This window comes from Rhodopirellula sp. UH5 (genome assembly GCF_056839225.1).
This window is the reverse complement of the sequence record NZ_CM166390.1, coordinates 5,079,011-5,101,711: the sequence shown is the minus strand read 5'-3', so window position 1 is coordinate 5,101,711 and position 22,701 is coordinate 5,079,011. Positions and strand designations below refer to the sequence as shown.

13 protein-coding genes are annotated in these 22,701 nt (G+C 58.2%); 4 read left to right on the top strand and 9 right to left on the bottom strand.

Features of this window, described 5'->3' with window-relative positions:
* Window positions 1–89 precede the first annotated feature (89 nt).
* Window positions 90–1,397 carry a hypothetical protein gene (locus UH5x_RS17940; protein WP_482633226.1) on the bottom strand — a complete coding sequence of 436 codons (1,308 nt, stop codon included), beginning with the start codon at window positions 1,395–1,397 and terminating at the stop codon, window positions 90–92.
* 407 nt (window positions 1,398–1,804) lie between these two features.
* On the opposite strand from UH5x_RS17940, the gene UH5x_RS17935 reads away from it, so the two are divergent.
* Window positions 1,805–3,013: a M24 family metallopeptidase gene (locus tag UH5x_RS17935; RefSeq protein WP_482636016.1), complete on the top strand. Its 1,209-nt coding sequence runs from the start codon at window positions 1,805–1,807 to the stop codon at window positions 3,011–3,013.
* A gap of 214 nt (window positions 3,014–3,227) precedes the next feature.
* Window positions 3,228–4,802 carry an acyltransferase family protein gene (locus UH5x_RS17930; RefSeq protein ID WP_482633225.1) on the top strand — a complete coding sequence of 525 codons (1,575 nt, stop codon included), beginning with the start codon at window positions 3,228–3,230 and terminating at the stop codon, window positions 4,800–4,802.
* On the opposite strand, the gene UH5x_RS17925 is transcribed toward UH5x_RS17930, so the two are convergent.
* From UH5x_RS17925 to UH5x_RS17905, 5 genes are all read right to left on the bottom strand, one after another.
* The gene (locus UH5x_RS17925; RefSeq protein WP_482633224.1) at window positions 4,796–6,022 is read right to left on the bottom strand and encodes a pyrophosphate--fructose-6-phosphate 1-phosphotransferase; all 1,227 of its coding nucleotides are present in this window, start codon (window positions 6,020–6,022) and stop codon (window positions 4,796–4,798) included. The two genes, UH5x_RS17930 and UH5x_RS17925, sit on opposite strands and share 7 nt — an antisense overlap.
* 229 nt (window positions 6,023–6,251) lie before the next feature.
* The gene (locus tag UH5x_RS17920; protein WP_482633223.1) at window positions 6,252–9,764 is read right to left on the bottom strand and encodes a pyruvate carboxylase; all 3,513 of its coding nucleotides are present in this window, start codon (window positions 9,762–9,764) and stop codon (window positions 6,252–6,254) included.
* Between the two features lie 125 nt (window positions 9,765–9,889).
* Window positions 9,890–12,562, bottom strand: a complete 2,673-nt coding sequence (locus tag UH5x_RS17915) for an MGH1-like glycoside hydrolase domain-containing protein (protein WP_047816591.1) — start codon at window positions 12,560–12,562, stop codon at window positions 9,890–9,892.
* On the bottom strand, window positions 12,559–13,710 hold the full coding sequence (locus tag UH5x_RS17910; protein ID WP_482633222.1) for a hypothetical protein: 1,152 nt from the start codon (window positions 13,708–13,710) through the stop codon (window positions 12,559–12,561). The genes UH5x_RS17915 and UH5x_RS17910 overlap by 4 nt, the downstream gene beginning before the upstream one ends.
* A gap of 52 nt (window positions 13,711–13,762) precedes the next feature.
* Window positions 13,763–15,418, bottom strand: a complete 1,656-nt coding sequence (locus UH5x_RS17905) for a sulfatase (protein ID WP_482633221.1) — start codon at window positions 15,416–15,418, stop codon at window positions 13,763–13,765.
* A gap of 353 nt (window positions 15,419–15,771) precedes the next feature.
* Between UH5x_RS17905 and UH5x_RS17900 the strand changes: the two genes are divergently transcribed.
* Window positions 15,772–16,524 (top strand): hypothetical protein, encoded by a 753-nt coding sequence (locus UH5x_RS17900; protein WP_482633220.1) that lies wholly within the window; start codon window positions 15,772–15,774, stop codon window positions 16,522–16,524.
* Window positions 16,525–16,649: 125 nt separating this feature from the next.
* Here the strand turns inward: UH5x_RS17900 and UH5x_RS17895 are convergent, their stop codons facing one another.
* Both UH5x_RS17895 and UH5x_RS17890 read right to left on the bottom strand, forming a co-directional pair.
* A complete protein-coding gene (locus tag UH5x_RS17895; RefSeq protein ID WP_482636015.1) occupies window positions 16,650–18,020 on the bottom strand; it encodes a Gfo/Idh/MocA family protein in 1,371 nt (456 codons plus the stop codon).
* A gap of 303 nt (window positions 18,021–18,323) precedes the next feature.
* Complete coding sequence (locus UH5x_RS17890) at window positions 18,324–19,517, bottom strand: phosphoglycerate kinase (protein ID WP_047816589.1); 1,194 nt, start codon at window positions 19,515–19,517, stop codon at window positions 18,324–18,326.
* Window positions 19,518–19,915: 398 nt separating this feature from the next.
* On the opposite strand from UH5x_RS17890, the gene UH5x_RS17885 reads away from it, so the two are divergent.
* Window positions 19,916–20,929 carry a hypothetical protein gene (locus UH5x_RS17885; RefSeq protein WP_482633219.1) on the top strand — a complete coding sequence of 338 codons (1,014 nt, stop codon included), beginning with the start codon at window positions 19,916–19,918 and terminating at the stop codon, window positions 20,927–20,929.
* Window positions 20,930–21,317: 388 nt separating this feature from the next.
* Here the strand turns inward: UH5x_RS17885 and UH5x_RS17880 are convergent, their stop codons facing one another.
* Window positions 21,318–22,586: a nickel-dependent putative hexonate epimerase gene (locus UH5x_RS17880; protein WP_482633218.1), complete on the bottom strand. Its 1,269-nt coding sequence runs from the start codon at window positions 22,584–22,586 to the stop codon at window positions 21,318–21,320.
* Window positions 22,587–22,701: the final 115 nt, after the last annotated feature.

Sequence of the window (22,701 nt, the reverse complement as noted above, 5' to 3'; positions counted from 1 at the left end):
CGTCAAGAGTTTCGTTGGTGGCGGGGAAACCGAAAGTCTTGACGACTTCCGCTACGGCCGTAACCCTCATTCCTAGGCGTATTGGACCACTAATGAGGCTGGCGAACGAAACGCCAGTTCGGAACTTCCGCGACACGCTGGGTGGGAGTGCTGTCGGCCGCCGCCGCTGCGGTTGCTTCTCCGGACGGTTGCCGGATGAAGTTCCGCGAGGAGTGTACCGATGCGGGAGACGGTGATTGATGGCTCAACGAGTCGGTTGCCGAGCCCGTTGGCCAAGACGCTGGTCCAGCCGCATCAGAGGGCAGGAGCAAGTCGTCTTCCTCAGGGTAAGGCGGCAGCAGTTCTTCGAGCGAGGTGTCGAGCAGGTCGCTGGGACTTGCCGGCGAGTCCTCCTGCTTTTCATTTTCGCTGGCCGAAGGCGGGGGTAGAAGCTGCGGCTTTTCTTTCAGCAATTCCTCCACCTTCCGCTCGTCGAGCGAACGTCGCTGCTCGCTACCGACAGGCGGGCCACCGAACGTTTGCGAAGGTTCGATTTCCTCTGGCTCAATCAAGTACTTTTTGTACTTCTTTTCCAACCGTTGGTGTTCTTGGTATTCACGAAAACGCTGGATCTCTTCTGCAGTCAATTGCTGCTTTGGGAGTGGCTCGTTTGCGACCGGGATGTCGCTGGTCAGGGCTGATTTTTCGAGCGTTGGTTCCGACGATGATGTTGTCGAGGGATCCTCGTTTGCCAGGACAGAGAACCCATGGTGCGTGAACTGATCGATGTGTTTCGAGTGCAGCTGAAACCGAGGCGAGTTGGTCTCGGGATAGTGACTTCCGATTGTTTCGTGATCGAGGATCGGGTCAACAGGCTGGGCACCCACTTCGGCCGCAGCGGCTTCGAAGCTGACTTTTCGAGCGTACTCGTCAAAGCGGTCGTAGAATGTCGGACGATCGGCGGTGGGCAGCATGGTTGGACGCAATCTGCTGAAGCCATCGCGAAGTTCGCTTGATTGCAGCGAGTTGGCTTGACACGTTCCCTGGCAACTTGGTGACTGGCACGTCTTGCACCCCATCACTTTGTCACCCAGGTTGCCGGTGCGTGCCGGGTACGAACGCGGCGGCAGATTGGCCATCGGTCGCATGCCGCTGCTGTGGCAGGCGTGGTACCCGTCACCCCAGCTGGCTCCGCAAAAGCGTCCGACCCGCTCGACCATCTCCGGGAACCCAGCTGAGCTGGTGCCGGTCAAACCTGGGCCAGCTGACAACACGGTGCACCCAATCGCGACGGCGAGTATCCGACGACGTCGAAGCATTCGATCCACGCGAAGGACCGCGGCTGCGATCGTGCGGGTGGATGTTGCTTCGTGGGCGTCGGAGGCGGACGCATCAGTGGGTTTTAAAAACCATGTCATGAAACAGACTCAAGCGATGGCGGCGGGGCGAGACGCTTGGTCGCCGAAGCGATGCCATGCGATCGCGTCAGAGCGACGTCTCTCCCAGCGATCGGCACGAACCACCGGATCGCTTCATCTGCCAGAACAGTCGCAAGCGAATTTCGCAAACGCTCTGTGGGTCAGCACGGTTAGTGAATCTACAAGGATTCTGCCAGGAAACGCGAGCGTTGCTGGCGGAGGCTGATTGGCGAGATTGACCAGCTGGCTCGCCGTTTCCAGGAAAAAACAAGGCAATTGAGGCGACTTCCGTTCCGCCAATCCCGCCTTGTGTCGGTGATTGAGTGGTTGCCAACTCGCTCAACTGGCGGTCTCTCGGCAGCTTCGGCTCGGTCGGTTAATTTGGGTGCATGATTCACTCTAAATTGATGGTCGCCATGAGCGACTCCGCTGACGGTTCTGTATCCAACGACGCTCGTTCAAGTCTCGGCTCCGAGGGAGCCCAGGTGATGGCGGGCCTGGCCGATCGAAACGCAAATTTGTTTCGACGTTTGGGAATCGCGCTCGGTGATCCTGCTGCGTGGGTGCGCCTGCCCGACGGAAAAAACATCGGCATCGTGCGTGACTTGGAAATGGACCGAACTCGCGCCGCGGGACAATTGGATTCCGTTCAATGTCCGGCTGATTTCCCGCCCGTCTCGGGATCCGCCAGTGGCGATCGCGAAACCGCGTCCGCTCAATCCGTCGCCCGATTCCTTCAGCTTCAATCGATCGATCAGGTCGTCGTCGACCGAGCGTTCCCGCTGATCTACGCCTGGCACTTGGCCGACGCTGGGATCTCAATCGCCTACGACGATGACTTGGGCGTGATCGATCGCCGCGTCAAAACGGAACAAGAGATCGAATGGCTTCGGAAAGCTCAGTCGGTCACGGAGTCGGTGATGCGGCAGATGTGTGAAATGATCGCCACCGCGGAGGTCGGTTCAGAAGGTCGATTGATGGTCGGTGGCGAACCGTTGACCAGCGAACGAGTTCGCACGATGGCGGCGGAAGCGTTCATGAAACGTGATTACACGATGAGCCACGGTGCGATCGTTGCGACGTTGCCGGAATCAGCGGATTGCCACCACCGAGGCGACGGCGATTTGTACACCGGGCATCCGGTCATCGTCGATCTGTTTCCACGCGATGAGTCAACTCGCTACAACGGCGACTGCACGCGAACCGTGGTCCATGGAACGCCCAGCGAGACCGTTCAGAAAATGCACACGGCGGTGGTCGCATCCAAGGACGCCGCCGAGGCAGTCTTGTTCCCCGGAAGAACGGGCGAAGAAGTCCAGTTGGCCGTTGAGAAGGTCTTGGTCAGTCACGGGTACCCGATCTCACGAGGGGAGCAGACGGACGGGCCCTCGATTCAACACGGCACCGGCCACGGGATCGGTCTGGAAGTTCACGAGCCGATCCTGCTGGATCATGGCGGAGGTGAAATGCTCGCCGGTGAAGTTTTCACGGTCGAACCGGGGCTCTATGGACGTCAACATGGTGGTGTTCGCATCGAAGACATGTTGGTCGTGACGGCGGACGGTCCTGTCAACTTGAACCAGTTGCCGATGGGGCTGGATTGGAATCCAAGCTGACGCAGGTAAGCAGGAGTCTTTCGGCCGTCGCGAAAGTCGTCAAGACTTTCGGCGATTGAGGGTGCAAATCAAAACTCTTGACGAGTTTTGCGACCCGAATAATTCGTTGTGACGCAGCACTCTTGCTTGGTTTTCGGGTCGCGGGATTCAGATCGGTACAGTTCGTTACCGAAGCAACGGTGCGTGCGTCCCCGACATCGAGGAAACTGAAGCCATGAGTGATTCAATGACTTCTGTTTCGTCTCGCCGGCACGACCTGGACGCGTTGCGAGGGATCGCCATGTTGCTGGGGATTTTCTTGCACGCAGCAATCGCCTACTCGCCCGATGCCGGGCGAGGGTGGCCGATCCAAGACTCGCAAAGCAGCGATTTGGTTTCGATGTTCATTGCGCTGGTGCATGGTTTTCGAATGCCGTTGTTTTTCTTGCTCAGCGGCTTCTTCACGATGATGCTGTTTCGGCGCCGCGGGGTTTCGAAGCTGATCGAAAATCGCATCCTGCGAATTGCGATTCCGTTTGTGATTGGAATGTGCACGATCATTCCCGCCATGTGGATCGTTGCTGGCTACATCCAGGCCCACCCTGCGGGCATTATCACCGCCGTCGACCCAACCGATCTATTGACTCCCGTCGTTCAAGATGACTTGGCGGGAGTGGAAAAAGCGTTGTTGGCAGGCGCCGATGTCAATCAACGATCCGAGCAAGGTGACTCACCCTTCTTGGTGGCCGCGTTCCTGGGACGCGATGACATTGCCAAGGTGTTGTTGGATTACGACGCGGACCCAGAACTGGGAAACCACAAGGGAGAGCGGCCGATCGACGTGATGCGGGCACCCTGGGGAACGACCGAGTTCGTGGCCGGGTTGTTGCAAATCGAAGTCGATCAGGAGGACGTGGAATCCGGCCGGCAGAAAATCGCGACGATGATGGGCGTCACCTTGTCGGAACCGGTCGCCGGTGGCGGCATGGACGCCGTGGACTGGGGCGGATTGATGTTTCTGTTGTTCGAATTTCCGGTGACCGGTCACCTGTGGTTTTTATCGTTCCTGTGCTTCCTGGTGACGGGGTTTGTACTCGTCCTGACGTTGACCCCGCGGGCATGGCGTTCACGATGGGATCTGGCGTCCATCGTTCGTTCGCCGCGCTGTTTGTTGTGGTTGATCCCGCTGACGATGTTGCCACATTGGTTCATGCGGCACGAAGGCTTCGGGCCGGCGACATCGGTCGGTCTGCTACCGATGCCATCGGTGCTGGCGTACTACGCATTGTTCTTTGGCTTTGGCGCGATTTACTTCGACGCCAATGACCGCGACGGGGATCTCGGTCGCGGATGGAAGATGAGTCTGCCGCTGTCGTTCACCATCCTGTTTGCGATCGGATGGACGCTGCGTGGGCAAACGGAGGGCGGAGGGTTGGTCGCTTCCGTCTTCGTTCAATCCGCGTATGCCTGGATCGTGTCCTTCGGCATGATGGGAATGTTTCGAACCCTATTCGCTCATCCCAGTCGCACACTGCGGTACCTTTCGGATTCGAGTTACTGGTTGTACCTCGCTCACCTGCCGCTGGTGATGTTCCTGCAGTTTTGGGTGCGAGACTGGGAGGTCCCGCTATTGGTGAAGTTCACGATTGTCAGTGGGGTCTCAAGCGTGGTGCTGTTGCTGAGCTACCAGATCTTTGTTCGCCACACTCCAATCGGATGGTTGCTCAACGGGAAGCGAAAGCCATCCGTGCCAGGCGCGAACGACGCGCTCGGCACGGAGGTTGTTGCCGCTCAGTTGGTCCGTCAGTGAGACGTTTCCAGGACTTCGCCCTTGGGTTGTCCCATTTGTGAGAGCAGGTCACCAAACCAGTCCACGTTGATGTCGAATGGTTTGCCACCGGCGATCCGTTCAAACTCAATTGCCCGAAGTTCGTTGCTTTGGTCTTCGTCTTCTCCGATCACACCACCGATGCCTTGCATGGCACACTCGACCGCCTTCTTGGCACAGCGACCGATCAAGGCAATGTCTTCGGCGTTGGCAGCGGCGGCGCGACTGAAGTAGCCGCTCTTTTGCACGAGTGTCTTCTCAGCACCCAGCATGTCGGCGAATTGCTTGCCGAACCATTTGCCGGGGTTCACGGCGTCCAGTTTGTAGTGACCGAATGCATCTTTGGGAACGCTTTCGCCTCGCGATTCCATTTCCTTGACGATGGTGTCCACACCGGCACCTTCCGAGATGAAAATGTTGACGCAATCGTTTTCATCCATGATCGCGCGCAAACGCTTGGCTTCTTCTTCGAGATCAAAACTCATCTCAGGAACGAAGACACCGTGCACATCGCGACGTTGTTGACTGAGTCCCATTTCGGGCAAGAAGTTCAGCTTCTGCAATCGCTCGCGATATTTCGCAGCGGTGGCGGCGGTCAGCCAACCACAGTTGCGTCCCATGACTTCGTGAATGATCAGCATGCGTGGGTTGGCGCTGTGTTCACCCACCACGTTTTCGAAGAACTTGGCACCTTCTTCAGCCGCCGTCCAAGCACCGAGACTTTGCTTGATCGGAATGACGTCGTTGTCGATCGTTTTGGGCAAACCAACCACGGTCAGTTGGTATTCGTGTTTGGCCAAGTAGGCCGCCAAGTCAGCGGCGGTCGTGTTGGTGTCGTCACCACCGATGGTGTGCAACACGTCGACTTCATCGGATTGCAATCGCTCGGCGGCCACCCGCAATGGGTCTTGGCCTTCGCTGACCAAACCGCGTTTCACGCAATCGGCGACGTTGGTCAGCTTGACCCGACTGTTGCCGATGGGGCTGCCACCGTGCTGGTGCAAGATCGCCGCATTCTTTCGCGAATGATCATCGACGACGAAGCTGTCGCCGAGCAGCAGACCTTTGTAACCGGATCGATAGCAGAGGATTTCAATTTCAGGAGCCTGCTCCGTGTAGGCTTCAATCAGGGCTCCGATGGCCGACGACAGACACGGGGCCAAGCCGCCGGCGGTGAGGATTCCGACACGTTTGATCGACATGAGGTTGGTTTCCGAAAGCTCAAAGGGCGCGAACGCGTGAATTTTCTAAAAGCCTATCGAATCATCGGAATTTCGTCGCCCCGTCAGGAGCGGCATTCTCGGGCGGTCAATTGCTGGTGGGGTTCGAAGTTGCGTTTTGGCCATCAGCTGAATTCGTGCAGATCCAACGCCCGAGCTCCGATTTTACAATTGTCAATTTAACTTTTTCAATTGACCGCACGCTCCTCCCTCACTCCACCACCGCCAGCAAATCTCCCGCTTCGACTTGGGTTCCTGGAGGTGTATGGATTTTGGTGACGACGCCGTCAGCGGGCGCGTTGATGGTGGTTTCCATTTTCATGGCTTCCAGCACCAACAACTTTTGCCCCGCCTTCACCTTTTCACCTTCGGCCGCAGCCACCGTGATGACCATCCCAGGCATCGACGCAGCGACATGGGTGGCGTCGGATGGATCGGCTTTCACCGCGGCTTTGATGTCCACGTCCAACGATCGATCGATGACCGAGACTTCTCGGGGTTGCCCGTTGAGTTCGAAGAACACCGTGCGTGTGCCATCGGGATAGGGTTGGCCCACGGCTAGATATTTGACGATCAAACGTTTGCCGGGTTCGATGTCGACGGCGATCTCATCACCCGGTTCTTGCCCATAGAAAAAATTGGGGGTCGGAAGGGTTTCCACGTCTCCGTAGGTGTTGCGATGCTGCGAGTACTCTTCGAATACTTTGGGATACAGCAGGTACGTCACTGCATCACGGTCACTGGGCGCTTCGTGGGTCAGTTCGGCCGCTTGAGCCTTGGCCGCCTCTAAGTCGGCTGGTGGCATGGATGCACCTGGGCGTTCCAGCACGGGGGCTTGGTCACCGAGAATCTTCTGCATGACTTTTTCGGGGAAGCCGCCTGGTGGTTGTCCCATCCGGCCACCAATCAGATCCAGCACACTGGCGGGAAACGCGAGTGCCTTGTTCGTCGTCAGGACCTCTTCCGCCGACATTTCATTGGCGACCAAGAACAACGCCATGTCACCGACGGCTTTGCTGGTGGGAGTCACCTTGACGATGTCGCCGAACAATCGGTTCACGTCCGCGTAAGCGCGGCAGACGCCAGCCCACTGATCCGCCAATCCCAAAGCACGGGCTTGTTGAAACAGGTTGGTGTATTGGCCACCGGGCATCTCGTGGTCGTACAGGTCACCGGTCGCGGGCAGCACATCACTTTCAAACGGCTTGTAGAATTCACGAGCGGCTTGCCAGTAGGTTGCCAGCTGAGTCAACGACTCACCATCCAGCGAAGATTCACGGTCGGTGAAACGAAGGGCTTCGACCAGCGTGTTCAAGTTCACTTGGCTGGTTCCGCCCGACAAGGGCGCCAGTGCCGCGTCGGCGATCTGCAACCCTTCGCCGGCAGCGGCCATCAACGTGGACGCTTGAATTCCACCGGTGTCGTGAGTGTGCAAGTGAATAGGCAGGTCGACTTCGTCACGCAAGGCTCGCAGCAGCTTCACCGCCGCGGCTGGTTTGAGCAGCCCTGCCATGTCTTTGATCGCAATCATGTGAGCGCCGCCCGCCTGCAGCTTCTTCGCCAGATCGACGTAGTACTTCAGGTCGTACTTGGTCCGCCGCGGGTCTTGCAAGTCACCGGTGTAGCAGATCGATGCTTCGCAGATACCGCCTTCCTCGATCACGGCGTCCATCGCCACCCTCATGTTCTCTTCCCAGTTCAGCGCATCGAACACGCGGAACACGTCCATGCCTGCCTGCACGGCTTCGCGAACAAACAGTCGCACGACGTTGTCGGGGTAGTTGGTGTAGCCAACCGCGTTGCTGGCCCGCAGCAGCATCTGCGTCAGAATGTTGGGAACGGCTGCGCGGAGGTCAGCCAGCCGTTGCCAAGGTGATTCCTTGAGAAAACGCATCGACGTGTCAAAGGTGGCTCCTCCCCACATTTCCAGCGAGAACAATTGTGGGGCCAGGTGAGCGTAGGCCGGCGCGATGCGAAGCATGTCATCGGTACGAACTCGAGTGGCCAGCAACGATTGATGCGCGTCACGCATGGTCGTGTCGGTCAGCAGCAGCCCTTTTTGTTCGCGAATCCAACGCATCAATCCATCGACGCCTTCCTCGCGAAAAATGTCGGCGGTTCCGCGAGGTGGCGTGGAGGTGGGCGGGATCTCGGGAACCGGGGCTGGTTCGCGGCGAACAGCGGGTGGACGCCCTGTGACGAGCGGGTTCCCGTTGACAATCGTTTCGCCCAGGAACGTCAGCAGCTTGGTGGCTCGGTCACGCCGGCGTGGCAAGCGGAACAGTTCCGGTGTCGTGTCGATCAAACGCGTCGTGGCTTCGCCGGCCAAGAACGTGGGATGATTGACGAGCCGCGTCAGGAACGGAATGTTCGTTTTCACGCCACGAATTCGAAATTCGTGCAGGCATCGATCCATCCGCCGGGCAGCGGCGGCCAGGGTAGGGGCTCGCGCGGTGACCTTCACCAACATGGAATCGTAAAAAGGATTGACGACCGCGCCACTGAACGCCGTGCCCGCATCGAGACGAACGCCCAGACCAGCTGCACTGCGGTAGTGACTGATTCGGCCGTAGTCGGGACGGAATTCGGCGGCGGGATCTTCGGTCGTGATCCGGCACTGCATCGCGAATCCCATGGTTCGGATGCCATCCTGGGATGGCAGGCCGACCTCTTCACTTTCCAGCGGATATCCCTGGGCGACCAGGATTTGGTTGCGAACGATGTCGATGCCTGTGACCTCTTCGGTCACCGTGTGCTCGACTTGGATTCGCGGGTTGACCTCGATGAAGTAGAACTCGTTTTGGTCGACATCGAGCAAGAACTCGACCGTTCCCGCGTTCTCGTAGCCACCGCTTGCTTTGCCGACCGCGCGTCCGATTCGCAATGCCGCGTCGCAGATGGCGTCACGCATTTCGGCAGGAAGATTCGGTGCGGGGGCGAGTTCGACGACCTTCTGATGCCGGCGTTGGACGCTGCAATCGCGTTCATACAAGTGAACCAAGTTGCCGTGGCGGTCACCGAGCAATTGCACTTCCAAGTGCCGGGCTCGTTGGACAAAGCGTTCCAGGAAGACTTCGTCACTTCCAAATGCCGTTTTCGCTTCGCGCTGGGCGGCTTCGAGGGAACTTCCCAATTCGCTGGGGTCCATCACCACACGCATGCCCCGACCGCCACCACCTTTGGCGGCTTTCAACATGATCGGATAGCCCAGATTCTCAGCCGCTTCGATCGCTTCGTCGACCGAGGTGACGGCTTGAGCGGTTCCGCCCAACACGGGCACGCCAGCGATTTCGGCCAAGCGACGGGCGCTGGTTTTATCGCCCAGATCTCGCAAGCTTTGCTCGCTGGGACCGATGAACAAAATGCCTGCGTCCGTGAGCGCCTTGGCGAACTCAGGGTTCTCAGACAGGAAACCATATCCCGGGTGCACCGCATCGATGTGGTGCTTCAAGCACAAGCCAACGATGGCGTCGATGTTGAGGTAAGAACGAATGGGCTCGCCGGGCGTCCCGATTTGGTAGGCCTCGTCGGCTTTGAATCGGTGCAGGGCGTAGCGGTCTTCGTGGGAATAAATCGCGACAGTGCGAATGCCCAGTTCGTGAGCCGAGCGAAACACCCGGGTGGCAATTTCGCTGCGATTGGCAGCCAGGATTTTTCGAATCGGGCGAATGGGGGCGGAGTCAGTGGCAGCAGTCGATTCAGCGACGGTCATCAGGGCGTCCAATGCGGGGAAGTCATAGTCGAATCGTTAATCTACACGTTTCGAAACGCCCGTTCAGCAACCGAGATCGACTTGTTCGGCCACAAAAGCATTTGAATCTCTGAGACCGGTTTCTTCTGCGTCGTCGCTCACTCGACTCCTTCGGTGATGCGGCCGTGCAGATGCTCGATGCAGGTTGCAATCAACGCAGTCCAGCCGGTCTGGTGACTTGCGCCCAAGCCTTCGCCCGTGTCGCCATGGAAGTACTCGTAAAACAAGACTTGGTCCTGCCACAACGATTCGTCGCTCTTCATCCCGCTGCCACGCAGACAGGGCCGAGAGCCGCCTTCTGCGGGCGTGGAAAAAATATTCGACATCCGGCGATTCAGTTCATCCGCCACTTCGCGAAGGTTCATCTTCACACCCGATCCCGTCGGGCATTCGACTTGGATGTCATCGCCGTAGAACTCGTGGTACCGCTGCAGGGCTTCGATCAACAGGTAGCTGGTCGGGAACCAGATCGGCCCTCGCCAGTTGCTGTTGCCACCAAACATCCAGCTGTCTGATTCGCCTGGCACGTAGGCAACGGTGTGTTCTTTCCCACGGACCGTGACGCGAAACGGTTCGCTTTCATGTTTCTTGGAAAGAGAACGAATCCCAAAGTCGGAAAGGAACTCCGCTTCATCGAGCAGGATCTCCAGGACGCGTTCCAAGCGTTCTTGAGTCGGAATGGAAATCAGCATTCGGTGGTGGCGTTTGGTCGTCTGGCAAAACGTGATGTGTTGCACCAAGTCATGGCGATTGTTCAGGAACCATTCCAAGCGGTTGCGGAATCCGGGCAAGTCCGCCAGCAAGTCCTCGTCGAGAATCTCCACCGCGATCAGAGGCAACAAACCGACCAACGATTTGACTCGCATCGGATGAGTCTCGCCGTCGATCTGAAGCTGGTCGTAGTAAAAACCGTCGTCTTCGTCCCACAGCCCGCCGCTCTCGCCACCATTCATGGCATCCACGATGCGGATGAAGTGATCCAGGAACTTGGACGCCATGTCGGAATACGAACGATCATGGCGAGCCAACTCGAGCGCCATCGACATCATTGTGCCGCAGTAAAACGCCATCCACGCGGTTCCGTCGGCCTGTTCCAGTTCGGCTCCCTCGGGCAGCCCTTTGCTGCGATCGAACACGCCGATGTTGTCCAGTCCCAGGAACCCTCCCGCGAAAACGTTGTCGCCGTTGCTGTCGACCTGGTTCACCCACCAAGTGAAATTCACCAGCAAACGCTGGAACGCTTGCGAGAGAAATTTGTAGTCGCGTTTGCCGGTCTCGGCTTCCATTTGGAAGACTCGCAAACACGCCCAGGCATGCACCGGCGGGTTGACGTCATCAAAGTAGAACTCGTAAGCCGGCAATTGCCCGTTGGGATGCATGTACCATTCCCGCAGCAGCACCATCAACTGCTTCTTTGCAAACGCCGGGTCAATGCGAGCCGCCGGGATCATGTGGAATGCCAGATCCCACGCTGCGAACCAAGGGTATTCCCATTTGTCGGGCATCGACAAAACATCGCGAGCGTACAGGTGACGCCAATCTTTGTTGCGACCGCTGTGACGCGCCACCGGAGGCGTCATCACGTCGCGATCGCCGTCCAGCCAGTCGGCGACGATGTAGTGATAAAACTGCTTCGTCCACATCAATCCCGCGTAGGCTTGCCGCGAAACCAAGCGTTGCTCGTCGGTTGCCTTGGGCGGAATGATCGCTTGATAAAACTCGTTGGCTTCTTCACGTCGTTGCGTCAGGACGTTGTCAAAGTCGTCGCCGAGGTCCGGATGAAACTCGCCGACCTTTTCCTTCACGCTCAAGCGAACTTTGACGTGCCGCGTTTCGCCCGCCGCCAAATTCCAGCGATAGAGCGCAGCGACTTTGGTGCCGTGTCGCTTGGGATTCACCGCGTCGGTTTGTTCGTCGATGACGTACCGATGGAAGGCGTCTTTGGTGTACGGCGAGAAGTTCTCGGTGCCGAACAAGTGTTCGGAATTGGTTTCGTTTTCCGTGAACAGCAACTCGCTGTCCGGTTGATTCTCAAACGCACAAACAAACGGTTCCAGCGTGTCGTGTCGCGTTTGAACGATGTGAGAATCGATCGCCTGAATGGTCGGCTTTGCCGTGCAGCCTTCGTGCAAGCAACCCCAAACCCAGGTGTTGCGGAACCACAGCGTTGGCAGCAGCGTGATCTCGTGAGCGTCAGGACCTTGATTGGTGATCGCAATGTCAATCAGCAAATCGTTGTCCGACGCTTTCGCGTACGTCGCCGTCACATCGAAGAAACGATTTTCATCCAGCAAGCCTGTGTCGATCAGTTCGTACTCGCGATCCTTCAGCCCACGATTGGCGTTGATGCTGACCAATTCACGATACGGGTATCGCTGTTGTGGGTAGCGATACATCGCCTTGGCGTAGGAATGCGTCGGCGTCGAGTCCAGGTAGTAATAAAGTTCCTTGACGTCCTCGCCGTGGTTGCCTTCCGGGCCCGTGAGACCGAACAGGCGTTCTTTCAGAATCGTGTCGTTGCCATTCCACAATGCGATCGAAAAGCACAGCCGACATTGGCGGTCCGTGAACCCGAGCAACCCGTCTTCGCCCCAACGGTAGGCGCGACTGCGAGCGTGTTCGTGAGGAAAATCACTCCACGACTCACCACCCTCCGAGTAATCCTCTCGAACCGTCCCCCACTGGCGCTCGGAAAGGTACGGCCCCCAACGTTTCCAGTTGTTCTCGCGGCGTTCGTCTTCGTCGAGTCGTTGCTGTTCGGCCGTCGTCATGAAGATGCTCGTTGTCTGCGTCGCCAAAGAAACCCATCCAGAACGTAGTGCGTGATCTGGGGAACCGCCAAGGCGGGGGCCAGCCAAACGGAGGCTTCCGCCAGGGTTTCGCCGGCGGAATCGGCAAAGCCACCCGGCATCCAAGCAAACAACCAACCGCGTTCATGCCAGATACCAAAGTCCCACAGCAACTCTTCTGCGTAGGCAAGCATCCAAACCACGCCCAGGAACATAGCGACTCGACCGGCGTTGGTTTGCCATCGCGAGGTCGGGCCAGACGGATGAGCAGACACATTTCCGGCTTCCGACCCAGAGGTGTTCTCGGAGGTCTCGGCGATGCGGCACCAACGATACCAGTAGATCAGCACCATGTAGGGCACGCCGTGGATGATCACGTTGGTCACCGTGAACGCGTAGTCGGAATTGAAGGTGATGATGCCGATGTACCAACACACCGCCGTCGTCAGGACCACGATGTCCTTGCCGGGATTCCAGGCTCCGTGGCGGAAACCTCGGTGCAAACTGCGAGCGGCGTAGGCCAGCATGCTGGCCCAATAGATCGGCAACGCAATCGTCGCCAGAACGGCCGGCAACCGAATGAAGTCACCCTCGGCAAACCACCAAAAGTGCCTCGGCAGATGGGCGTGCCAGTGGATCAGCGGGTACAGCGTGGCCAGGTAGATCGCAGAAGCATCGATCCACCACCCCACGCTTTCAGCGTCGTGCTCACGGGAACGATACAGCGCGACCCAACCGTATTGTTGCCGAATGAAATGAAAGACCGCGAGGTACGCCAGTAGGCTCCAAAACAGCGTCACGCTTTCACTGTAGATCGCACCCCCGATCGCAAACGCCAACACTGGGGTCAATCCATACAACCAAGGTCGTCGGCGAAGTTCGGCCCCGTCGAAGTAAACACGGAATCCAGTGGAATAAACATGAGCGACATCGATCAGCAAGATCGTCGCAACCCAGGTCCAACCGGGCGTTTCGCCGTGAAGGAATCCGAACGCCGCACCGATGGGCAGCATCGCCAAGGCAACCAAAGCGCTGCCGCCAAACGTCGCCAAGTCCACCGCGGGCGAGAACAACCACGGCAAATGATCGAGGCTGTGTCGCGAATTGGATGCGGAGTCGCAGGTCGTCATTCGCGGTCACAGCGTGGCATGGTTGGATCCAGAGAGAGCAGAACTCGGGCGTTCAATCGACCGTGCTTCCCCACCAGTCCTTGTTCGGTTGCCAGTTGGGTTCCAGCATCGCCGCTTCGCGTTTTTCCAATCGGTCTTTGCTGGGGCCGTGGGCGCGAGCCCAACGCTGCTTGGCCTTTTCAGCATCGAAGCGGGCGTCCGGTTGAGGGAATTTTGCGTTGACCGATTCAAGGTATGCCAGCAATTCCTTTCGCATCGACGCGACTCGTTCTGGTTGCTCCGCGGCGAGGTCGTTTTGTTCGCCGATGTCGGTGGGCAAATGATACAGCTCGTCGTGTGAATCCAAGTGGTAGTGAATCAGCTTGTAATCACCGGTTCGGATCACCGACGATGGGTCACCACCTTGGTTGCCGTAGTGCGGGTAGTGCCAGATCAGCGATCGTTGCTCCAGCGATTGGTCTTCGCCGTCGGTCAACACGGTTTCAAGTGACCGGCCGTCGATGTGTTGCTGAGGACGCAGAGGCAAATCGCAAACGTCCAGGATGGTGGGATACAGATCCGATCCAATCACCGGCACGTCACAGGTCGATTCAGCAGCGATGCTTGCGGGCATTGAAACGTAGTATGGCTCACGCAGGCCGCCTTCCCATTGTCGGCCCTTGCCGCCGCGGTGGGGCAAGTTGCTGGTCGAGTAGGCGTCGCCCGAGGAGACACCGCCGTTGTCGCCGGTGAAGATGACCAGGGTGTTGTTGGCTTTGCCGGACGCTTCGATCGCCGCCATCACGTCGCCGACCGCGTCATCGAGTGTTTCCATCATCCCGGCGTACACCGGGTTGTCTTGAATCTGACGAACGGGCAGCGTGCGATCGATCATGAATCGGTTGCCATCCGCCGGCGGTGCAGGTGCTGATTCCCGGTACTTTTGCCACAGTTCTTGCGTGGTTTGGATAGGACCGTGGACGGCATAGAAAGACAGCATCGCAAAGTACGGCTGGTCTTCCTGGCCCTCAATGAACGAAGCCGTTTCTTCTCCCAACCGACGCGTCAGCGATTCGCCATCGGGACCGCTTTCCATCACCGGGTTGTTGTAGGGTGCGAAGAAGCCGCCTGGAGGGCTGCCGCGATGGTGACCACCGATGTTGATATTGAAACCGTGATCGGTCGGCATGGAATCGTCGCCGCCCAGGTGCCACTTCCCGGCAAAGAACGTTTGATAACCAGCTTCGCGAAGGGCTTCCGGCAAGGTCACATCTGCAGCAGGTAGCTCATGAACGTACTCAGCCGGCAGCAGCTCATCACCGCGATTGAATTTCTCACCGGATGCGGCACCGATCCAGTCGGTGATTCCGTGACGGGCCGTGAACTGGCCCAGCTGAATGCTGGCTCGCGAAGGACTGCAGACGCGACAATTCGCGTAGCCCGCCGTGAACCGCATCCCACGTTTCGCAAGTGCGTCGATGTGCGGTGTTTGGTGAAATTTGCTGCCTTCGATTCCAATGTCATGCAGGCCAAGGTCATCGACCAAAATCAGCACCACGTTGGGCCGAGCTTCCTCGGCGTTGGTTTTCGCCCCGGAAAGGAAAGCGAGCGTGACGACCAGTGTCCAAAGCAGGATCGACAATCGGGCGCTGAAGAGGCGGATCGCAGCGGTTTCCAGACGATCAGATCGTCGCGAAAAAGGGTTGGAGCGGGAGGTGAAATGTCGCATAAAGGGAGCTCTCGGAGGCAGGGACATCGGGGTGGCCACCAATGTAGCTCCGAGGATCGATGAGGTGCAAATTGCGAGGCCGGCAAACCGAGCGCCATCAAAACCGCACCACCTTGCGAGATCCGGCTGACGACACCGAAATCACTCCGATGACACACACGCCCTTCTGAACGGTGATGTTCTGCGGGAACCTATTTCCGTAAGTCGTCTGCAATCAACCACTTGCGACCCGAACTTGACATACGACCCAAGCGTTTGGCATCCGACTCGCATGAGGGAGTGTTATCTCGATGAGGATGTCGGGGAATGGATCACGGACGGCTTCTCCCACTGGATCACTCGGACTCCCACACATGACACGCTCACTTTGGACTTTCGTCTCGGGCACCTGCTTCGCCGCCTTGATTGCCGTGTTGGCCGGACCACAGACCGCCCAAGCGGGACACGATTCGCCGCTTTACATTGCTGCGGATCATTACCGCGATGCGGTCAGCCACTTCGAGGACGAGGCTCGGCGAGTTCGAACCATCGATCGCACGGTGCTGCGTTTGATCGATGACTTCGAAGACCAAACAAGCGATGTTCGTTCGGCCGCTCGTCATCCAGATCGTTCGGATCGATTGGCACGGGAGTTCAATGACGTCCAGTTTCTGCAGGCCCGAACCGAGCAAGCTGTTTTTGGATCCGGATGTCCCATCATCGCTCAAGCGTTGACGCCTTGCTGGGGGGATGTGTTGGGTTCATTCGCAGCACTTCAGCAGCAAATGGCCTACGTCCAGCCCTACGTTTCCGGTCGCCCGGCGCTGAACTGCGATGTTCATCACGGGAGCGGCTATTTGACACCGGCCTATCCACCGACTCCTTCGGTGGTCTTCCCCGGTCGAACGCCGCTGCCACTTCCTCGCACCGTTCCCCACGTGCAACAGAAACCGATCAGCTATCCCCATCGAGGTTCACGTGACAACTCACGCGATTTCAATCGCGGTCCCTCGCATCGCGACGCACCTCGTCCCGGCAACTACCGAGCCTCCATTCCTTCGCGGAAATCGGTGCCCAAAGGTGCCGAAATTGGCTTGGTGTTGTTGAACGGTTTTCTGAATCGATAGAGGCATTTGGTTGATCTTTTTCGCCACGTCGTTTGATGCTCCACGAGCCCCCAGGATTCTTGTTGAATCCGGGGACTTGGTGCATATAGCATTGATCAAAGGCTGGAAGCCTTTACCACTTTCGGTCAGACCAGCTTGGTCTTGCCGGGGATCGCGAAGGCTGGCTCGGGAAGGGACGCGTTCATGTCCAGGTTCTCGGGGAACAGATCCAACTTCGATTCGTTCACAGCGAAGTCCCACGTCACTTGCTTGCCTGTGTAGGCAGCCATCCGCCCCAGCACCGCGGTCAATGAACTGTCCGCCGTCTCTTTGAACTCGACAATTGGTTTTCCGGCACGAACACTATCGACCAAGTCCTTGTGCTCTTGCTTGTAGGCCGCACCAATGTCGCCTTCCATCGACCACACTTCGTTTCCGTCGTGGTCGCGAATTTCAGCACCGCGGTTCAATCCGTAGATCGTGCAGATGCCTTTGCTGCCGTAGATGACATTGGAGTTGTCGCCTTGAGCATTGGGAATCTGGCGGCACTTGAACGAAACGGTTCGATTGCCGGGATACAGGTAGTCGATGCTCATGCTGTCCCACATCTCACTGCCTTCGGGACGAGTGAAACGACCACCACTGCCGTAAGCCAACTCAGGCGGTCCGCCCATGATCCAGTTGATCGCATCAATGTTGTGAACGGCTTGCTCAGCAATCTGGTCACCGGACAACCAAATGAAATGCATCCAGTTGTAGATTTGGTACTGGGTGTCGCTCATGCCTTCCTTGCGAATCTTGTTCCAAATCCCGTTGCTGCAATAGCGCGAGGTCGCCGAGATGATGTCCCCAATCGCACCATCGTGCAGTCGTTTGACCGCTTCGACGTAGTTCGTTTGCCGACGATACTGGGTACCGGTCACGATCGATGTTTTGTTGGCGATGGCTTTGTCATTCGCTTCGACGCAAACGCGATAGCCGGCCGGATCGACGCAGGTCGGTTTCTCGGCGAAAACATGCTTTCCCGCGTCAACTGCATCCAGGACATACTGAGGCCGAAATCCCGGCGGTGTTGCGAACAGCACCACGTCAATTTCGGGATCATCGAGGATCCGCTTGTAGGCATCGATGCCGCCGTGCATCTTGGCGGTCTCGACGGCGACCTTGTCCCCATGCCGTTTCGCGAGCGACTCGCAGATCTTGCCAAGCTTGTCGCCTTCCAAGTCCGCGATCGCGGCGAGTGAGACATTGTCGTTGATGGTGAGCGAATCGTTGATCGCTCCCGTTCCGCGGCCGCCGGCTCCCACCAACGCCAATCGAATGTGGGAGTTGGGTGAACTGCTGACGGATTCGGCAGGTTCCGCCCCGCGAATCGGACGGGCCGCTGCCGTGGCGGCGACTCCGGCGGTCAGAGCGGCACCCGTGCCGAGGAAGCGGCGACGGGTTGGTGTTTTGCTTTCAGGGGCAATGCCTGTGGCAGCGGGCGAAGCAATGTTCGAACGGGTGTTTTGGGGCATCATTGGCGGGCTCCTGGTGGAGAATGCACGGGAGGGAAGAACACGAAGTTCTGCCTAGTTTAATGCAATCCCACCGCCGCCGCCGCAAATGGGCCAAAACCGGATGACTCGCGTCATCCGGGCTCTTTCTCGTTGCCAGGCTCTGCCTGGCAACGCCATGCACTTCAGGCTCCGCCTGCTGAGACACAAGCGGGAGGCGGAGCCTCCAAGACAGTGTGTTCCCAGGCAGAGCCTGGGAACAAGGGATCTTGAAACCTCCAACGGGCCCATTTCATAGGGACCGTCCTGAAAACTCTTCTCTGCTCAGGCTTCGTCGAGCAAATCGACGGCTGCGAAGGCTTGGCCTTCCAACATTGCCAAGCTGGCTCCACCGCCGGTGCTGACGTGGCTGACGTCGTCGGCGAATCCGAGTTGGTCCACGGCAGCGGCACTGTCACCACCACCGATGATGCTGACCGCGTCGCCATCCGCAATCGCTTGAGCAACCGCTTTGGTGCCGGCGTCCATCGGTGGTTTTTCGAACACGCCCATTGGGCCGTTCCAAACGATGGTCTTGGCCGACTTGATCACATCGGCGTACAGCTTGGCGGTTTCAGGACCGATGTCCAAACCTTCCATGTCGTCTGGAATCTCACCTGCAGCAACCACCTTCTTGTTGCAGCCAGCGATGTTCCCGAAGTCATCCCCGCAGTGCGTGTCGACGGGCAGGTGCAGCTTGTCGCCGCCTTTGGCGATCAACTCTTTCGCCAATTCGACCTTGTCCTCTTCGACCAACGAATTGCCGACTTTGCCGCCACTGGCCAACGAGAACGTGTAGGCCATCGCGCCGCCGATCAAGACCGCGTCGCAGATGCCCAACAGGTTGTTGATCACGTTGATTTTGTCGCTGACTTTCGCACCACCCAGGATGGCAACAAAAGGACGCTCTGGATTGCTGATCGCATCGGTGAGGTACTGAATTTCTTTGGCGACCAAGTGACCGACCACGCGAGGCTTGCCGGCCATCGCTTCGGGGACAGCGACCATCGATGCGTCTTTGCGGTGACAGGTTCCGAACGCATCGTTGCAGTAAGCGTCGGCCATGGCAGCCAACTTGCCTGCGAACTCCGCATCGCCTTTCTTTTCGCCTGGATTGAAACGCAAATTTTCCAGCACCAAGACCTCGCCAGCAGCCAATGCTTTTGCTTTGGCCGTTGCGTCTTCGCCAACGGTGTCAGTCGCGAAGTGCACGGTGCTGCCGAGCAACTCGCCCAAGCGTTTCGCGGCCGGGGCAAGCGAATACTTTTCGTCGCCTTCGCCACCGGTCGGGCGCCCCAAGTGGCTCATCAAAATCACCTTGCCACCACGATCAATCACGCTCTTGATGCTGGGCAGCGCCATGCGGATGCGACGGTCATCGGTGATTGCCAGCGATTCGTCCAACGGCACGTTGAAGTCGACTCGCATGAGGACGGTTTTGTCTTGAACGTCGATTTGGTCAATGGTTTTCTTGGCCATCTGCCGGGAAACTCCGAGGGGGTGTTGAGTGGGGTCGATTTCAGCGACCAAGTATCGGGCAGCAACCCAATTTCGCGAAGGGGACCGATGAAAACCCCTGTTTTTCGCGACCAGGCCCCGATCCCCCCACCCAGAACATCCCACCGAGGCTTCTTTTTCTCACGTCGTGCCACCGTCACAACCGAAACAATGAGTGCGGTGACGAAACGCTTGCGGGTCGTCAACAGCACCGGTCCGCCGTGAGTTTTGGTGGAACTGACACACGTCGACCGGGGGTCATTTTGGACGGTCGCTCACACGAGCGATCTTTTTCGCGACAGGAAAATCCATCGGGTTTTTCTTGATCGCAGCCGATTCCAGCGGGGGTGGTGCGAGTGAGAACTGGCACCGGGATTGCAATGCGCCATGACCAAACGGTCACATCATCGCGAGACACCCTGGTCCGAGACAGCCTGGCGGCCAGCGCCACGGGTTGTTCTCCCATCGGAGCCCGCGTGCGAACCGATGCCCGGGTGACTTCGCCGGACCGAGTTGCGGCCAGACAAATGGCTGGTCGCAATCGTTGCAAGCACATCATGGGCGCGATGTTGCTGACGCTGGTCTGCGGCGCCGTGTCAGCGCAATCCCCCGTGGATTCGTCGCCGCGTCGATTCTCGCTGCTGCCGACATCCGGTCCACCTCGCGTGGGATCCACGGCGCATCGACAGGACATTCTCGATGCGTTGCCGATGGATCGCCTGACGGTCGAAGCCAAGCAGCGCATTCTGGGAATCGCCGAAAAGCCAACTCTGTTTCGACGTCTGCCATCGCAAATCATTCCCTGCGACCGGGACATGTTCCTGTTCTTGACTCGCAATCCCGACGTCCTGGTGGGGCTGTGGGATTTGATGGGAATCACCCAAGTCCAATCCACTCGGACCGGCCCTTATCAACTGGACGCCAGCGACGGCGTGGGCACGCTTTGCCGAGTCGATCTGGTCTACGGCGATGCCAACAAACACATCTTTGTGGTCGATGGTTCTTACGATGGCAAAATGACGCCAACCGAAATTCGCGGCAAAGGTGTGTTCGTGCTGGAGTCCACGTACACCGTTGGCGAAGACGGACGCACACGAGTCTCAGGAACCCTGGATTGCTTCGTGCAACTCGATAGCCTGGGCATCGATTTGATCGCTCGAACGATGAGCCCCATCATCGGGCGTTCCGCCGACAGCAACTTTGAGCAGACGGCGCAGTTCATCGCCCAGGTCAGCGAAGCGAGTGAACGCAACCCATCGGCGATGCTGGACATCGCCGCTCGTTTGCCACAAGTCACCCAGCCGGTCCGGGACGATTTCTCGAAGACCATCCTGGACGTTGCGCGTCGTGGGCAGCAGGTTGCCGCCCGTAAACGTGAGCAATCGACCGAGTGAGTTGGCCCCCGGAAAGTTCTCTACCAACTGTCGTCGCTCCGCGACCAAGCAGGTTGGCAGGAATGATCGGGTGCAACGATGTGAGCCGTTTGGGCATTCGCCTCGGTTGCACGTGGGAGCAACGACGCTACCCAAAACATTCCAAATGATGAACGACTCCTGCCGAACTGCTTAGGGCGATTTTTTTGGCACGGTTGCCCCTTGGGTTGAAACCCCCAAGGCTGTTCGAATGCCGTCGCTCCGCGACTTGGAGGCATGGGATGCAAACCCAGCCTCGGGTCGAATCCCAAGGCTTCGCATCGCGTGACACCATCTCTTCACCCTGGTTGGGAACATGGCGGGCACCTTCTCGTCCTTCTGCAACAACCACCTCTGCGCGGCGAGTGCGTCAGTTCAGCGGGGCTTCCCACAATCCCAACGCGGGATTCTGCACGAAGTAAAACTCGGATCCATCGACGTCCGTGTGGAAACCATCCTGCAACGAGTGAACGTCGTAGCGTTTCATCAACGCCTCCAGGTCACCCGGAGTGAACCCGACCGAGGCGATCTCTTCATCGCTCAGTTTTCCAGCCGCGTAAACGACTTCGAATCGGTTCTCCGGTGAGCCATGAACCAGGTGAGCCGCTGCGGAGGGATCGCCGGCCAAATCTTCGTTTTCGGCCACCAACTGCATCACCTCGGCTTTGGTGCGATAGCCGTACTTGCGAATCAGCTGGTCGATGCGAGGGTCTTCGCCGAACTCTTCCACGGCGGGACCAATGACCGTCAACCGACCCCCCGTCGCGATCGCTTTGCGTGTCCGATAGATCGCCTTGTTGCCCAACCAAGTGCTTTTGAATTCGTCTGGGTCCAAGTAGGCGACGACATGCTTGGGTGCCTTCGGCAGATGCGTGATGTTGACCTTGCGAGCCAACTCGGCTGCCCGGAAGAACGTCTCGTGATCGTCGCCGATGTACAGACCTCGCGTGTGCTTGGTCCCGTCCTTCATTTGCTGGATCACGGTCAACGCGTACAGCAGCGGCATGTCATCGCAGAAATGGTCCGAGGCGTAGTTCAAAATCTTTCGCAGAGGCGTGTCGGCGATTCCCAGCGTCTCATCAATCCCAACCATCGCGCTGAGGTAGTGACTTTCGTTGATGCCTGCAACGCCGCCGGTGCCAACGAACACGTTCTTGTTGTAGTTCGCCATCCCAATGACTTCATGGGGAACGACTTGCCCCAACGAAAAGATCAAATCGTGACCTCCATCTCGCAACATGCGATTGACTTGCGCGGGCCAGCTTTGGGTGTAAACGCCACCAGTGACTTCGCTGACGTATTCCGCTGGCACTTGGCCTAGCTCCACCACGTCCTCTCGCCAACGGTGCGGGCGGAACAACTCGTGAGGCACGCCGGGGAACATGTGATCCAATTGGTGCGGCTTCATCGGCGTGTGTGTGCCGAGGGCGGGCATGATGTCCTTGACCCGGTCGCCCAACAATTCATGACACAGCACCGTCAGTTCCCCCGCCCGGCTGAACAATCGCGTTGCGTCGGGAGGCAACAACAGCACGCGTTCGGGCCGCTTGATTGCTTCCAACGTCTGCTTCAGAGCGTCACGAAGATCCTCTGTCGTCAGCGAAGTGGTTTCCGATCCGGAAGAATAGTAGAGGGTCATTCAGCTCGCTCCAGCGACAATTTTGAAGGGGATAGCACACGGTCTCCACCATTGGCCGTAAGATTAGGGGTGGTTCGCTCACCTGAACCACGCCTGTCCTGCTTGCTCAATATGA

Coding starts and splice junctions, on each gene's coding strand:
- UH5x_RS17940 (WP_482633226.1), bottom strand. CDS start 1,397: ATGACATGGTTTTTAAAACCCACTGATGCGTCCGCCTCCGACGCCCAC.
- UH5x_RS17880 (WP_482633218.1), bottom strand. CDS start 22,586: ATGACCCTCTACTATTCTTCCGGATCGGAAACCACTTCGCTGACGACA.
- UH5x_RS17895 (WP_482636015.1), bottom strand. CDS start 18,020: ATGCCCCAAAACACCCGTTCGAACATTGCTTCGCCCGCTGCCACAGGC.
- UH5x_RS17905 (WP_482633221.1), bottom strand. CDS start 15,418: ATGCGACATTTCACCTCCCGCTCCAACCCTTTTTCGCGACGATCTGAT.
- UH5x_RS17890 (WP_047816589.1), bottom strand. CDS start 19,517: ATGGCCAAGAAAACCATTGACCAAATCGACGTTCAAGACAAAACCGTC.
- UH5x_RS17915 (WP_047816591.1), bottom strand. CDS start 12,562: ATGACGACGGCCGAACAGCAACGACTCGACGAAGACGAACGCCGCGAG.
- UH5x_RS17930 (WP_482633225.1), top strand. CDS start 3,228: ATGAGTGATTCAATGACTTCTGTTTCGTCTCGCCGGCACGACCTGGAC.
- UH5x_RS17900 (WP_482633220.1), top strand. CDS start 15,772: ATGACACGCTCACTTTGGACTTTCGTCTCGGGCACCTGCTTCGCCGCC.
- UH5x_RS17910 (WP_482633222.1), bottom strand. CDS start 13,710: ATGACGACCTGCGACTCCGCATCCAATTCGCGACACAGCCTCGATCAT.
- UH5x_RS17935 (WP_482636016.1), top strand. CDS start 1,805: ATGGTCGCCATGAGCGACTCCGCTGACGGTTCTGTATCCAACGACGCT.
- UH5x_RS17885 (WP_482633219.1), top strand. CDS start 19,916: ATGCGCCATGACCAAACGGTCACATCATCGCGAGACACCCTGGTCCGA.
- UH5x_RS17925 (WP_482633224.1), bottom strand. CDS start 6,022: ATGTCGATCAAACGTGTCGGAATCCTCACCGCCGGCGGCTTGGCCCCG.